The organism is Paraburkholderia dioscoreae (assembly GCF_902459535.1).
Classification (GTDB): domain Bacteria; phylum Pseudomonadota; class Gammaproteobacteria; order Burkholderiales; family Burkholderiaceae; genus Paraburkholderia; species Paraburkholderia dioscoreae.
The window spans coordinates 2748033-2762540 of the sequence record NZ_LR699554.1; the positions used below are offsets into that span (position 1 = coordinate 2748033).

Below are 14508 nucleotides of genomic sequence, written 5' to 3' on the forward strand. Positions count from 1 at the left end.
GATGCGCAGTCTATATGTGCATACGCACAGAGTCAAGTTTCGCTGGCTTGAACACTCTGTTGCGCATTCAATGCACCAGCATGTCGTTGATCTGGACCACGTCGGTGATGCTCAGGGCGGCCGTGTCGCCCTTGAGTTGCATCAGCGCGCCGATGGCGTCGTAGCGGGCGGCCAGCAAATCGCGTTGCGAGGAATAAAGCGCATCGATCGCTCTCAGTACGTCGCTGGCCGTTCGGCTCCCTACCCGAAAGCCAATTCGGGTTGCCGCCAGCACCTCTCGCGAAGAGGCCACGAGGTGCGTGAGCAGATCGATTCGCGTGCGTCCATACTGATAGCGGCTGTAATCGTCGCGCGCCGCGGCCGCGGCGTCGCGCGACGCGCCCGCAAGGCCCTCTTGCGCCTTGTCTTCCAGCGCGGACGACGCCCTCACCTTGGCCTGTGTCTCACCGCCGGAGAAAACCGGGATCGAGATGGCGAGCATGCCCGTTGTCGTCGTGGTGGGACGCGAGTAGCCGGATGCCGCGCCGGCCGGGGTATAGCTTCCGGTCAGATAAACCGAGGGCAGATGTGCCGACGTGGCCTTGCTCACCTCCATTTTTGCAATCTGCCAGTCCAGTTGTTTGAGTTGAACCTCGAACGCATGATCTCTGGCCTGGCCGGCCCACGCCTCGATGTCTTCAGGCTCCAGGCGCGGCATCGGCAACGAGTCAGGCAAACGCGCGAGCGTTTCGAAGGGCACGCCGGTGGCTTGCGCGAATGCCCTGCGCTTCGCACGCAAGGTATTTTCCGCATCCATCTGCTCCAGCGCGATCTTCTCACGCGCGGTCTGGGCGTCGCGCAGATCGATCAGCGTCGCTTCGCCCCCCGCTTTGCCCCGGTTGATCAATTGAAGTTGCTGATCGACAGCGTTCGCGTATTCGCTGACGCGTCTCAATTCGTCTTCGGCAACGAGCGCTTCGAAGTACACGCGCACGGCCCGCAGAATCGCGGCCTGTTGCGCCGCATTCACTTCGACCGTGCCGCGAGCTTCGACGAAATCCGCCTGCCTGTAGTTGCTCCATTTCGTCCAGTCGAACAACGGCTGCGCGATATTGATGGTCCATCCCGACTGCCAGTAGGTCGTCTTCGGAAAACCATCCGTCGCTATGCTGTTATAGGTGCGCCCCCAACCTGCGGAAATCTGTGGCAACATCCCGGCGCGCGCCTGCGGGACGGCCTGCTGTGCCGCCGCGTAGCCGGCGCGCGCCTGCGCAAGGTTGGAGTCGCGGCCGAGCGTCTGTTGCGTTACGGTGAGAAGGTCGGTCGCAAACGCGGGACTCGCAATGGCGCACAACAGACTGATCGCAACGTGCGCGAGACGGAACTCAAACATGGGCCGGCTCCGGCAGACGATGCGGATGATCGGGCATTTCGCGCACCAGCGCGCCGTCCATCAGACGATAGCGAACATCGAACGCGGCCGCCAGTGACCGGTCGTGTGTAATCACCACGACCGTGCAATCCAGCCGGCGCAGCAAAGCGGCTACGTGTTGCACCGAAGCCGGATCGAGATTGGACGTCGGTTCGTCGAGCAGCAGCAGACTGCGGCCCTGATAAAGCGCGCGGGCCAGCAGCAATCGTTGCCGCTGGCCCGCCGAAATGTTCGCGATCGTGTCGCTAATGACGGTTCGTGTGCGCATCGGCAGACGCATGACGTCCTGTAGTAAGCCCACGTCTTCGAGTAGCGCGTGCACGCGGTCTTCATCGATGCTGCCCGCAAACAAGGTGATGTTTTCGGCAATCGAGCCATGCAGAATCAGGTCGCCCTGACGCATGTGCGCGGCATGCCGGCGGATCTCGTCGACGCTCAGATTGGGCCACGCAATGCCGTTCAGCGCTATCTGGCCTTCCTGAAGCGGTTCGGAAGCCGACAGCAATTTGAACAACGTCGATTTCCCCGCACCGGACGGCCCGGTAATGGCGATCTTGTCGCCGTGCCGGATATCGATGCTCACGTCCCGTAGAACCGGCTGGTCGGAAACGCCGTAGCGAAACGTCACATTCCGCACTTCAATCCGCTCGAACATGCGTATCTCGGTCACGCGGTTGCAGTCGGCAAGCGGCGTATACCGCTCTTCTTCGCACTCGACGATATCCGCCACGCGCGCGGTCGGCACACTCAGCATGAAGTAGGCAAACGCACCGTTGACCGCGTGTGCAAAGCGCTCGGACATCAGCGACTTGTAGATCAGAAACGAATAGAAAACGCCCACGGATACAGTGCCCGCCAGCATCAGTCGCGCGGCGAACCAGGTGATCGCAATCGTGTCCGCGTACTGCACCAGCTTGAGAATTGCGTCGCGAGCGCTGGTCAGCCGGTTACTCGCCAGCAGCGCGCTCACATATTCCTTGTACTTGATCATGAAGAGCGCCGTGCGGCGCGTCTCGCCCTGGGCGAGCTTGATCAGGCTCGCTGCGCGGATCGTCTCGATCAATGCATCGTCGCAACGCGCCGACGTCTCGAGCACCAGTGCGTGGTTGTCCCGCATGCGGGCGAACATGCCCAGCGCGACCGCAAGATAGACGACGAACATGCCCACCGCGACGGCCGTCAGCATGCGGCTTTGCACGAGCATCAGAATGAGTGCGAGCGACCCCACGGCGACGTCGATGCACATCGACGTCACGGTACGGGTGGCGTATACGCTGATTTCGTCCTGCGCCTTGATGCGCGCGAAAACGTCGCCGACATGGCGCTTCTCGAACCACGACATGGGATTGCGCAGAAGATGACCGAGCAGCCCCTCGGTCGTGTTGATCTGCGTAAGCTGATGCAGCAATTCGACAAGGCGCGTTTCCACATACTGGCTGAGCGCACCGACCGCGAAGATGCCGGCAAATGTCAGCACGAGCACGCCCAGCAGATTGATGTTGTCAGCCGAGACCACGTAGTCGAGTACGAGATTGCCCAGATAGGGCATGGCGAGGATCGCGAACTGGCTGCCCAGCGCGACGAACATGACTTTCGCCAGTTGCTTGCGCAGTGCGGGATTCAACGCCCGCACGCGCGCCAGTGCGCCGGGCACCTGCGATTTCGCGCGAATGCGCGGCATTGAAGGCGTGGCGGAGCATTCGAGCAGATAGCCGGACACGCTCGCCACGAACGTATCCATCGAGACCCGCCGCCGGCCGCTGGCAGGATCGACAACCTGAACGTAGCCATGACCGCACTTCTCGAACACCACGAAATGCGCGCCGCCAAAGTGAAGAATCGAGCCTCGCCTGACCGACGGCAGATCCGCGACGTCGAACCGGTAAGCCTGCACGGCGAGGCCGAATTCGGTCGCCACGTCGTACAGGTCCATCAAGGACAGGCCGTTCGCCGATATCGGCCTGAATGCGGACAACTCGCGCACTTCGGTGGCTCGGCCCAGGTGCGAGAGCACCATGGCCAGGCAGGCATAGCCGCATTCCGCGACTTCGTTCTGATAAATCGTTCGCACAAGGCCCCCTGATTAGCCTCTGATCATGCGGAAAAGCGGCGCCAACACCCATTCGGCAATCGTTCTACGCTCGATGACGATGCTCGCCGTGGCCCGCATGCCGGGCAAAATATCGAAATGCTGTTTGCCGTAGTCGAACGTCTTGCCGCGCAGCGTCGCCCACGCCAGGTAGTCGCCGTCTCCGCCCGCTTGAGCGGCAAGGGAGCCTGGCACGCCCGGAAGAGAGGGAGACGACTGCATGGTCGTGTCCGATATGGCGTCGATGCGTGCTTCGTAGCTGCCGAATTTCGCGTAGGGAAACGCGTCGAATTTGAGCCGTACAATCTGGCCTTTCTCGACGAAGCCTCGACGGCGCGACGGAATGCGCAGCGCCGCCCGCAATGCGCCCTTGTCGTCTGTCGCAATGACGAGCGCGATGTCGGAGGCTTCCAGCGTATGGCCCGCCACGAGCCTGGAAAACGTGACGACGCCTGCCTGCGGCGCTGAGATCGTTGCGTCCTGGCGCGACTGTTCGAAGCGCATCTGGATTTCCTGAATGCTTTGTTCGTGCCGCGCGTCGTTCTCTTTCAGTTGTGCATTGAGGTCGATCAGCGTGCCGCTCAGCGTGGAAATCTCGCCGAGCAATTGTTCGCGGCGCGCCACGCCCTGGGCAATGGCGACCTTGACCTGATGTTCGTCGGCACTCGCCTGCTCGATACGATCGGCGGTGACGTAGTCCGACACCGACTTGAGGCGCACGAGTTTTTGCTGCGATTCGCCGGAAAGCTGGCGGTTCTGGGTGATCTGCTCATCCAGCGCAACGAGTTCCGCTTTACGGCTCGATCCGGTCAGCAGCGAAGCATCCCGCTGCGCGGTGAGCTGTGCCTTGCGCTGCGCGTATTGCGCGTCTGCCACACGAATCTGCTCGTCGCGCATTTGCGAATCGAACAGGGTGCGCTGCCGGCCGTCGCTCGACAACGACAGGTCGCGCTGCAAGGTGAACAAGGGCGACCCCGAAGTCACGCGCTCCGAAGGACGCACGTACACCGACGTCACGAGTCCGCTCAAACCACGTACCTTCACTTCTGATGGCGATACGATTTCGCACTGCACGTCCTGCTTGAGTTCCACTTCATGCAGAAAGCCGAAGCCGATAGCGACGACCACGATCGCCGATGTGGCATAGGCGATCCATCGCCAGGAAATGTCCTGGTACTGCGGAATACTGGTTGGGTCCATGACTGTCCTGCCGTCTCTCTTCCGAAGACGAGATGGGTATTTCCGGCGCTAGCCGCGTGAATTATCTGGCCGGCGCAAATGCGTACATTGAAGGATGTCCGGCAATCAGCGAGCGTGAATAGTTGTCTCTCAGACCCTTCTCTATACAGTCGGCGACACGCTGCGGCGCATCGCTACGCGCCAGTTCGAGCGGATCGAATACAACGGCGCTAAAACGCCCATGTTCGAAGCGCAGATAGAACGGCAACAGCAGCGCGTCGAGCGGCGCGCCCATGCGAAATACGCCGTTATGAATTCGCGCTGAGCGGCCGAAAATGGATACGCCGACCGTCTCCATGGGATAGCCGCTCAGCGTGAACGGCGGTGCATCGGAGAACAGCACGACAACACCGTTGCGTTTGAGCGAGCGCGCCGCACGCAAACCCAATCCGCTGCGGTTCGTTTCGCTATAGGTGTGGAGGATGTCGATGTGCGGAATCATCGCCTCATCGCTTCCGTAGATATTCTGCGGAACGCCCGATACGACACCGAGGGACGCGAGACCGAGCTGCTTGCGCAGTTCGTCGATCAGGTAAATGTTTGCGTATTGAGAGACGTAATGAAACGGCGAAACGATGACCGGCCGCTCCGGTGTCGCTTTTTTTGCCTTCCTGATGGTCTGCGCCAGAGTGCTCGCCGCGCGCTGCAAATCCGGCCACGCTTCCGCGCGATTGCGCTGCCGCCCGAAATGTAGCCGCTGATCGATCAGTTTCTCGAGCACCCTGCCCGGCAGCACGCGGCGTGCATCGATATGTTCGAGCTTCAACACGTCGCGCCCGACTTCCCGCCGCTCAATACCGTTCCAGCGGAGCCTCGCGTTGAAGCGACTCCTCAAATACCACGCTGAAATAGCAAGCGGCTCGATCGCGCGCAGCGGAATGCGCGAGAGGCAAGCGCCCCGGAGCCGGTCGCGGCTGTGTCTCGCACCGCGCCCGAAAGTGCCGGGCAACGCGCGCAACGCTTTGAATAACCTCATGCTTGTTCCTTCGTCACGGTGACATAGCCGTTCCGCGGGAACGCCATAATTCGTCTTCTGAACGCGAAGCCCAACCGTTCACGATCGGGCTTCGCGAGACTGCGAGCGGACGATCAGTCCACCCTTACACCGCTATCGCGACGCTGCTTAGGCGCGCGAACCCGACTGTGCTGCCGGTGCTGCTGCCGGTGCCTTGGTCGGCGCTGCCGCCTTCGGCGAGCTCGCCGGTGCGCAGCAGCACTTGCAGCAGCCGCCGGCGATTTTCGATTGAGCCAGTGCGTTACGATCGATCTTTTGCATTTTCTTGCCTTTTATTTAAAAAATTAAAGTTAGTACAACTACAGCGACAAACTACGACCTACAAACATGGCTTTGCCTCTTGCGAAGCTCGGCCAATCCTTGAATCCTTTAGCGACCCGCTCTGCACGGAGTCTCTGAAGATCGCGACTCCAGATCCTGTTGGCGAGCGCCGGTCGACATTAGTGATGCCCGTTCCCGCGCTCCACATCCGACCATGAGACAACCGAATTGCGTGCGTACACCTTCATGGGAACGGCATTCATGAACAGCATCAGGCGTTCGGCCCCTTCCGTCTGGTTCGCGGTTGCGATATTCGAAGCGATGCTGTCGTCCGCGGAGGGAGGCGCGTCGCCGAGAACCAGTTGACCTTTCAACGACGGAATGTCGCGCTGCAGGTAAGCCGCGATGTTCTGATATGACGTGCCTGGCCTCGTGATGGACTGGAGGGCGCCCCGCTCGCGCACTTGCCAGTTGCCGATACTGGCGCCGGCAGTGAAGCCGGAATAGTTTTGCGTATCCGCCGCCCCTTGCCCCGACGTACGAAACGTACTGAAAGCGTAGCCGAGCGCCGCCGACGGACTTTGCGCACACGAATTCACGATACATTCGCTCCCAGCGATTGCCTGCCCCGACTCCGTAGCGGAAGCACTCGCGCCATCGTCACGCTGATCGTTGAACTGGGCGCTGCCATCCATGACGGTCTGCGCATGTCCAGGCGCCGACACACAGACGCCGAGCGCACCTAACATCAGCGCATGGGTGCGCCGCTGCGCTCGCCTGTTCATTTCCCGCGTGAATTCGGACTGTCTTTTAGCCGCCATTTCAAAACTACCAATGTTTGTTCTGCGCGTGACGATATGCACACCCGCCTGCATGACGACGATGATCGCCCCGCGCAAAAAACATGCGGCAGGTGTCATCGGCGTCGGAACGTTCTTTTCAGGTTGTTCAGGTTGCCCAGAGCAACGTGTAAAAGTATCCGCGCTGGCGGTCTCGCCAGTTGTAAGATTTCACCGAGAAAACGTCGGAATTTTCCCAAAGATGCCGATAGATTGACCGGCGACATTGACGTTGAATGAAACTGACACCGTGTCGAGTGAAGACACCTGCCGAACAGAGATTCGCGCCTCTCAGAAGTGAAAAGCGGAGTTGTGACCGAAACGGCCGCGACGCTGGTTCGCGGCCTGCAACGTTATGAAGCACTGGAAGAACTACACCGAATATCCGCTGAAAACGGCCTGCGCAGCCCGCATCTAAAGCGCGAGAACCGTCACCCCCACTTCCACCCGATGCGCACCGCCACCGAGAATCATTCCGCGCAGCAACGACACGTCGCTGTAATCGCGGCCAATGGCAAGCGTTACGTGATCCACATCGGCAAGTACGTCGTTGGTCGGATCGAGATCGATCCAGCCGCTGCCGGGGCAATGCACCGATACCCATGCGTGCGACGCATCCGCGCCAATCAAACGCGGCTGTCCCGGCGGCGGGTCGTTGCGCAGATAGCCGCTCACGTAGCGCGCCGGCAAACCCAGCGAGCGCAAACAGCCGATCATCACCTGCGCGAAGTCCTGACACACGCCGCTCTTCAATTCGAAGGCGCGTTCGGCGGGCGTATCGAACATGGTCGCGGAAGGCTTGTAGGCGAAGTCTTCGTGAATGCGGTGCATCAGATCGATCGCGCCGGCGGCAATGGGCATGCCCGGCGGAAAGCTCGGCAATGCATAGGCGCGCAGCGACGGCCGCGGCACGATGTTCGGCGACGCGAAACAGAACTCCACCTCGGGCCGGAACTGGCCGCCGACGCGAAACCGCAGCGCGTCGGCCACGTCGTCCCATTCGGGTGTCGCCTCGGGATCGAGGTCGGTCCAGCGCGGCGTGAGCGACACAGTGGTTTCGCTGACGAGCTGCAGGCGCTCGTGCGGCGCATCGAGCGCGAAATACAGGACGTCGTTGCCGAATGCGTCGATCCGGCTATTCAGATACGACGGTTCGGGTTCGATCTTCTCGCTGTGCGAGACCACGCGTTGCCACGAGCAGGCAATCGGCCGGATCGTCGCGAGATGCTGCGCGGTCTCCACATACGTGGAATACTGGTAAGTGGTGCGATGCGAGACGGACAGCACAGTCGGCGCGTTCTTCATGACCATACCTGCGAGGCGACCGTGCTGGCGTGACTGAAATAGCGCGCGCTGATTTCATGCGCGGCCGCGCCGGCAAACCCGCCGATCTGATCGCATACCGCAATCAGATTGCCGTAGGCGCCGTCTTCGTCGACGGCGCACAGCGATTCGAGCGACGGCAACGAATCCGCCGGCGCCATCAATTCGGCGAACGGACGATGCCGCGTGCTGCCCGCCGCCACGGCGATCTCGTCGAGCTTTTTGCGCAGACGCTCGTATACGCCGTAAATACCGCGCGGATTGGTCGGCTCGATGACCAGCAGATCGAGCAATGCCGGCACTTCGAAGCGCCCCGGATAGAGCGAGCGATACGTGAGCGTGCTGTCGAACAGCTGCAACAGCAGATCGAAACCGGCGGGCGTGGAGAGCTGGCCTTTATCGGCGACCACGCGCAGGAACGAGGTCATCGCCGAGACGCGCTCGATGTGACGGCCCACGAACAGCAGGCGCCATGCTTCGTCGCGTGTCATGCGGTCGCCCTGTGCGCCGCTGATCGCCGACAACTGCACCGACAGCCGTTCGAGCGCGTTCATCAACGTAACGCGATCGTAACGCTCGTAGCGGCCGTTGCCGTTACTGCCATTGCCTTGCGAGGCACCCCCGATGTACCCCGGCGCCGGCATCAGCGTCTGCAACGCGTCGCGAAAATCGTTGCGCGCCGCGAGAATCGTGCGCCAGTGGTCGTTCGACAGACGCCCGCGCACTTCCCCGTTCGAGCGCGCCTGACAGCTCAGGTTCTGGCCGATGCTCGCGGCGCCCGTGCTCTCGCTCAGATTGGCGACCAGCGCACGCTCGAAGGCTTGCGGCGAATGCGGCGAGAACATGTCGCCGGACTGCACGAGCCCGCAATGCATGGCGAGTTCGACCAGGGTCGGAAACATCGCGTCGGCGTCGTTGCCTTCCAGCGAGCCGAGAATCAGGCGCAGCAGCCGCACGTTGTTCTCGGCCCGCTCGCCGTAACGTCCGGCCCAGAACAGGTTTTCCGCCGCGCGACTCGACACCGTGCGGTGCTTGCGCGCGAGGTCGGCAGGCTGCATGGGCGAAGGCAGCAGCGTGAAGGTCGAAGTTGGCTGGCTCGACAGCACCCACGTATCGACGCTGCTGCCGCCGTACTGCATGGACACCGTGGTCTGGCGTTCGGCGGCCATGCGGGTGAAGCCGCCCGGCATCACATGCCAGCCGCCGTTGACGTCCGCGATCGCATAGACGCGCAGCACCGACGGACGGCGGCCAATGGTGCCGTCTTCGTAACGCGGCGTGCAGGAAAAGCGCTGCGCCTGCTGGATCGTATAGGTGTCGGGCATGGCTTCGATACGCTCGCGCCACGTGGACAACCGCTGCCGACCCTGCTCGATGCCGGGCGGCGCATCGCGCGCGGCGACCGGCCACGTGGGCACGATGAGCGCTTCGTCGAGACGCGCGAAGACATGATTGCGCGCCGCTTTCTCGCCGCACCACCACGTCGGCACGCTCGGCAATACGAGATCCTCGTCGAGCAGCACCTCGGCGATGCCCGGCAGGAAGCCATGCAAGGCCGGCGATTCGACAAAGCCGGAGCCCGGCACATTCGAGACGATCACATTGCCCGCGCGCATCACCTGCAGCAAGCCGGGCACGCCGATGCTCGAATCGGCGCGCAGTTCGACCGGATCGCAGAACGCGTCGTCCAGACGCCGCAGCACCACGTGCACGCGTTCGAGGCCGGCGAGGGTCTTCAGATAGAGCTTGTCGTCGCGCACGGTCAGATCCTTGCCCTCGACCAGCGTCACGCCGAGATAGCGCGCCAGAAACACGTGCTCGAAATAGGTTTCGCTAAACGGCCCCGGCGTGAGGAAGGCGATATGCGGCGAACGGTCGACGCCTTCGCCGTCGTCCCGCATCGTGGCCTGCGCCGCCTGCACGAGGGTTGCGATCAGTTGCGAATAGGTCGGCGCGAGCCGGCTCACGCGCATGGCCCGAAACGGATCGGCGAACAGCGTCGACACGATCAGGCGGTTTTCCAGCGCGTAACCGAGCCCGGACGGCGCCTCGGTGCGATGCGCCATCACGGTCCAGTCGCCGTTGGGCGTGCGCGCCAGATCTACCGCGACCACCTGCAGATATTGGCCGCCCGGCGGCGTGAAGCCCTTCACCGAGCGCAGATAGCCCGGATGGCCGAACACCAGCGCGGGCGGCAGTTGCCCGCGCTCGAGCAAGGTCTGCGGGCCGTAAATATCCGCGACGATCGCGTTCAGCAGATGCGCGCGCTGCGTCACGCCGCGCTCGATATGCGCCCACTCGTCCTCGCTGATCAGGAACGGCAGCAGGTCGAGCGCCCACGGCCTCGGCTCGCCGTTGTCCGCGTAGACGTTGTAGCTGATGTCGTTGTCGCGGATCTGCTGCGCGACCGAGGCGAGATGATCGTCGAGCCGCGCGATCCCGACTTCGCCCAGCCGTTCGAAGAATTGCCGCCACGGTTCGCGCAATGCGCCCGAGGCGTCGCGTAACTCGTCCCAATGTCCCTCGTGGGCCGGCAGCAGGCGCAACAGGGACGAAGCGTCCGCGCGCGCCGCGGACGTTTCGAAGGGAAAAGTCGATTGAAAGGCCAAGGTCGTGTCGTTTTAAGAGTGTGCTGGTTTTACCAGTAGCGCAGATCCAGTGTGAAAGGAAACTCCAGACTGCGCTGCGGCGCATCGACCTTGAGCGGCCCCGGCGTATGTCCCGACGCGAAGAAGCGCGCGCGCCGCCGGCTTTCCGCCTCATAGGCGTTGATCGGGAAGGTCTGGTAATTGCGCCCGCCCGGATGAGCGACATGATACTGGCATCCGCCCACCGAGCGGCCACTCCATGTATCGACCAGATCGAAAGTGAGCGGCGCATCCACGCCGATGGTCGGATGCAGCGCCGACGGTTGCGACCACGCGCGAAACCGCACGCCGGCCACATACTCGCTGACGCGGCCGGTCGGCTGCAACGGCACGGGCACGCCGTTGACGGTCAGGACATGGCGGTTGTCGTTCAGGCCCAGCGCGCGCACTTCGAGCCGCTCCACCGACGAATCCACGTAACGCACCGTGCCGCCCGCCGAGCCCTCCTCGCCCATCACGTGCCACGGTTCGAGCGCGTTGCGGATCGTCAGCGAGACGCCGTTCACCGTGGTCTCGCCGACCAGCGGAAAGCGGAATTCGAAGTGCGGCGCGAACCAGCTGCTGTCGAAGGCGAAGCCCGCGCGGTTCAGTTCGCCGAGCACGTCGTCGAAATCCATCTTCACGAAGGTGCCGAGCAGGAAGCGATCGTGCAGCTCCGTACCCCAGCGCGTGAGCCGCTGCGTGTACGGCGTATGCCAGAAACGCGCCACCAGCGCGCGCAGCAGCAGTTGCTGCGCGAGACTCATGCGCGCGTGCGGCGGCATTTCGAAGCCGCGCAATTCGAGCAGGCCGAGACGGCCGGTCGGGCCGTCCGGCGAATAGAGCTTGTCGATGCAGAACTCGGCGCGGTGCGTGTTGCCCGTCACGTCGATCAGGATGTTGCGCAGCGACCGGTCGATCATCCACGCCGGCAGGCTCGCACTTTCGCGGCCGCCGAGCATGTCGATCTGCCGCTGCAATTCGCGCAACGCCACTTCGAGCTCATAGACCTGATCGTTGCGCGCTTCGTCGACCCGTGGCGCCTGGCTGGTCGGCCCGATGAACAGCCCGGAAAACAGATACGACAGCGACGGATGGTTGTGCCAGTATGCGATCAGGCTAGCCAGCAGATCGGGACGGCGCAGGAACGGACTGTCGGCGGGCGTCGCGCCGCCGAGCACGAAGTGATTGCCGCCGCCGGTTCCGGTGTGGCGGCCATCGGTCATGAACTTCTCGCTGCTGAGATAGCTTTCCGCCGCCGACCGGTACAGATACTCCGTGTGGTCGACCAGTTGATCCCAGTTTGCCGCGGGATGGATGTTCACCTCGATCACGCCGGGGTCCGGCGTGACCTGCAGCATTTTCAGGCGCGCGTCGCGCGGCGGCGGATACCCTTCGAGCACTACCTGCATGCGCAACTCGGCGGCCGTCGCTTCGACGGCGGCGAGCAGATCGAGATAGTCGTCGAGTTCGGTGAGCGGCGGCATGAACACATGCAGCAGCGTGCGGCCGCTGCCGAACGCGTCCGTTTCGGCCTTCGGACCGGCCGCGCGCTTCGGGTCGCGCGCTTCGACGCAAATCGCCGTACGAATGGTTTCCTTCGACGACTGCCCGCGCGCCGGCACCTCCTGATCGCCGGGCTGACCTGCGTAGCCCACTACGCCGGCACCGGGCATACCGCTCAGCAATTCCGCCGCCGAAGACGACAGCGCCGCCGCGCGCCGCGCATCGGCGGGGCTCAGGCTGCGCTGCTGGCCGTCGTATTGCATACGCAACTGCGCGGCCGAACGCAGCGGCACGGGCGGCGCAAACGGATCGTGCGCGTGCTGATACGGATAGTCGGTCTTCGACACCCACGGCAGCGAATCGAGCGGCAGGCGATAGCCCATCGGCGAATCGCCGGGAATCAGGAACATGCGCTCGTCGCGGAAAAACCAGCGGCCGCTGACCCATTTGGGCGACTCGTGCGGCTCGTCGCGCTCGCGCGCCAGCGGCAGCACGTAACCGGTCGCGCCGCCTAGCCCCGCGTCGAACACGCGGCGCAGACGCACGCGCTCCAGTTCGTCGTCGAGGCGCGCGTCGAGCGGATCGACGTTGACCGGCAGACGGCGCTCGCGCCACAGGTAGTACCAGACGTCCTCGAAGCCGGGCTGGATGCAGTCCGTGTCGAGCGCCAGTCTGGCCGCGAGATGCGCGAGGAAGCGTCGCGCGTCGGCCGCCGTGTAGGTGCCGGGCTCGCGCTCGTCCGCGAACAGCGCCGGATTGTGCCAGCACGGCTCGCCGTCGGCGCGCCAGTACAGCGACATCGCCCAGCGCGGCAATTGCTCGCCCGGATACCACTTGCCCTGGCCGATATGCAGGAAACCTGTCGCGCCGTAACGCGCGCGCAGCTTCTCCATCAGCGCGACCGCGTAGCCGCGCTTGGTCGGGCCGAGTGCGTCCGTATTCCATTCGGCGGCGTCGCGATCGCGCACCGACACGAAGGTCGGCTCGCCGCCCATCGTCAGACGCACGTCCATGTCAGCGAGTTTCTGATCGACCTGAGCGCCCATTTTCAGCACGTCGGCCCACACCGCTTCGCTGTACGGCCTGGTGACGCGCGGCGTCTCCAGCACCCGCTCGATCGACATAGTGTGTTCGAACTCGACCTCGGACTCGTCGACGGCGCCGGAGATCGGCGCCGCGCTGCCCGGCTCGGGCGTGCAGGCGACGGGGATATGCCCTTCGCCCGCCAGCAGCCCGGACGTCGGATCGAGGCCGATCCATCCGGCGCCCGGCAGATAGACCTCGCACCACGCGTGCAGGTCGGTGAAGTCGACCTCGGTGCCGCTGGGGCCGTCGATGGATTTGACGTCGGGCGCGAGTTGCAGCAGATACCCGGACACGAAGCGCGCCGCCAGCCCCAGTTGCCGCAAGGTCTCGACCAGCAGCCAGCCCGAATCGCGGCACGAGCCCGCCGCGCTCACGAGCGTTTCCTCGGGCGTCTGCACGCCCGGCTCCATGCGGATCAGGTAACGGATCTCGCGTTGCAGCCGCTGATTCAGCGCGACGAGAAAGTCGGCGGTGGCGGCCGGCGTGCGGTCGATACTCGCGACGAACTCGGCGAAGCGCGGCGTCATGGGCCGCTTGACGAGGTACGGCGCGAGTTCCAGCGCGAGGCCGGGCGAATAGTCGAACGGGAATTGCTCGGCCGAGGGCTCGAGAAAGAAGTCGAACGGGTTGTAGACGGCCATCTCGGCGATCAGATCCACCGTCACCTTGAATTCGCGCGTCTTCTCGGGGAAAACGAGCCGCGCCTGATAGTTGGCGAACGCGTCCTGCTGCCAGTTGATAAAGTGTTCAGCCGGCTCGACCCGCATCGAATACGCGAGGATCGGGGTCCGGCAATGCGGCGCAGGCCTGAGACGCACGACCTGGGGCGACAGTGAAACCAGCCTGTCGTAACGGTAATGTGTGACATGATGCAACGCGACGCGTATGGACACACCGGACTCCTGGACGAAGGATGGCAGCCCGCCAAAAAGCAAGCTTCATGCCGTTTACTGAACAACTGCGAAAAACCGTGTGAACGGCCCGTACCGCCCGGATCATCGCGTGCCGTGAAGTTTGCCGCACCTGGCTTGCGGTCCGGTCGATCGAACAGAGCGCCCTTCCCCGGCCATTTCCGTGGCCGCGCACCAAAGCGGCGCAACGCTCATGCACGA

At 63.4% G+C, this 14508-nt stretch carries 9 protein-coding genes; 1 reads left to right on the plus strand and 8 read right to left on the minus strand.

Translation table 11 applies throughout. The features are described 5' to 3' along the window. Positions 1-67 precede the first annotated feature (67 nt). The 5 genes from PDMSB3_RS32485 to PDMSB3_RS32505 all read right to left on the minus strand — a co-directional run bounded on the left by PDMSB3_RS32485 (position 68) and on the right by PDMSB3_RS32505 (position 6800). Positions 68-1372 carry a TolC family outer membrane protein gene (locus PDMSB3_RS32485; RefSeq protein ID WP_007177998.1) on the minus strand — a complete coding sequence of 435 codons (1305 nt, stop codon included), beginning with the start codon at positions 1370-1372 and terminating at the stop codon, positions 68-70. Then, a complete protein-coding gene (locus PDMSB3_RS32490) occupies positions 1365-3482 on the minus strand; it encodes a peptidase domain-containing ABC transporter (RefSeq protein ID WP_007177999.1) in 2118 nt (705 codons plus the stop codon). The genes PDMSB3_RS32485 and PDMSB3_RS32490 overlap by 8 nt, the downstream gene beginning before the upstream one ends. A gap of 12 nt (positions 3483-3494) precedes the next feature. Then, on the minus strand, positions 3495-4700 hold the full coding sequence (locus PDMSB3_RS32495) for an HlyD family efflux transporter periplasmic adaptor subunit (protein WP_165189089.1): 1206 nt from the start codon (positions 4698-4700) through the stop codon (positions 3495-3497). A gap of 61 nt (positions 4701-4761) precedes the next feature. After that, positions 4762-5715 carry a lysophospholipid acyltransferase family protein gene (locus tag PDMSB3_RS32500; RefSeq protein WP_165189091.1) on the minus strand — a complete coding sequence of 318 codons (954 nt, stop codon included), beginning with the start codon at positions 5713-5715 and terminating at the stop codon, positions 4762-4764. Between the two features lie 479 nt (positions 5716-6194). Further along, positions 6195-6800, minus strand: coding sequence for a fimbria/pilus outer membrane usher protein (locus tag PDMSB3_RS32505; protein ID WP_157187716.1), 606 nt, complete (start codon positions 6798-6800; stop codon positions 6195-6197). An 88-nt stretch (positions 6801-6888) separates the two neighbouring features. On the opposite strand from PDMSB3_RS32505, the gene PDMSB3_RS32510 reads away from it, so the two are divergent. Continuing rightward, on the plus strand, positions 6889-7071 hold the full coding sequence (locus PDMSB3_RS32510; protein ID WP_157187717.1) for a hypothetical protein: 183 nt from the start codon (positions 6889-6891) through the stop codon (positions 7069-7071). Between the two features lie 197 nt (positions 7072-7268). Here PDMSB3_RS32510 and PDMSB3_RS32515 read toward each other — a convergent pair whose 3' ends face one another. The 3 genes from PDMSB3_RS32515 to PDMSB3_RS32525 are packed head-to-tail and all read right to left on the minus strand — an operon-like array spanning position 7269 to position 14289. Continuing rightward, entirely contained in the window at positions 7269-8159 is an 891-nt protein-coding gene (locus PDMSB3_RS32515; protein WP_007178003.1) for a transglutaminase family protein, read from the minus strand. After that, complete coding sequence (locus tag PDMSB3_RS32520) at positions 8156-10786, minus strand: circularly permuted type 2 ATP-grasp protein (RefSeq protein ID WP_165189093.1); 2631 nt, start codon at positions 10784-10786, stop codon at positions 8156-8158. Before PDMSB3_RS32520 ends, PDMSB3_RS32515 begins: the two co-directional genes overlap by 4 nt. Before the next feature lie 29 nt (positions 10787-10815). Continuing rightward, positions 10816-14289, minus strand: coding sequence for a transglutaminase family protein (locus PDMSB3_RS32525; RefSeq protein ID WP_165189095.1), 3474 nt, complete (start codon positions 14287-14289; stop codon positions 10816-10818). Between the last annotated feature and the right edge of the window lie 219 nt (positions 14290-14508).

Excerpts from the sequence above, each read along its gene's own strand:
- PDMSB3_RS32485 (WP_007177998.1), bottom strand. The coding sequence starts at position 1,372 with ATGTTTGAGTTCCGTCTCGCGCACGTTGCGATCAGTCTGTTGTGCGCC.
- PDMSB3_RS32495 (WP_165189089.1), bottom strand. The coding sequence starts at position 4,700 with ATGGACCCAACCAGTATTCCGCAGTACCAGGACATTTCCTGGCGATGG.
- PDMSB3_RS32500 (WP_165189091.1), bottom strand. The coding sequence starts at position 5,715 with ATGAGGTTATTCAAAGCGTTGCGCGCGTTGCCCGGCACTTTCGGGCGC.
- PDMSB3_RS32505 (WP_157187716.1), bottom strand. The coding sequence starts at position 6,800 with ATGAACAGGCGAGCGCAGCGGCGCACCCATGCGCTGATGTTAGGTGCG.
- PDMSB3_RS32510 (WP_157187717.1), top strand. The coding sequence starts at position 6,889 with ATGACGACGATGATCGCCCCGCGCAAAAAACATGCGGCAGGTGTCATC.
- PDMSB3_RS32515 (WP_007178003.1), bottom strand. The coding sequence starts at position 8,159 with ATGAAGAACGCGCCGACTGTGCTGTCCGTCTCGCATCGCACCACTTAC.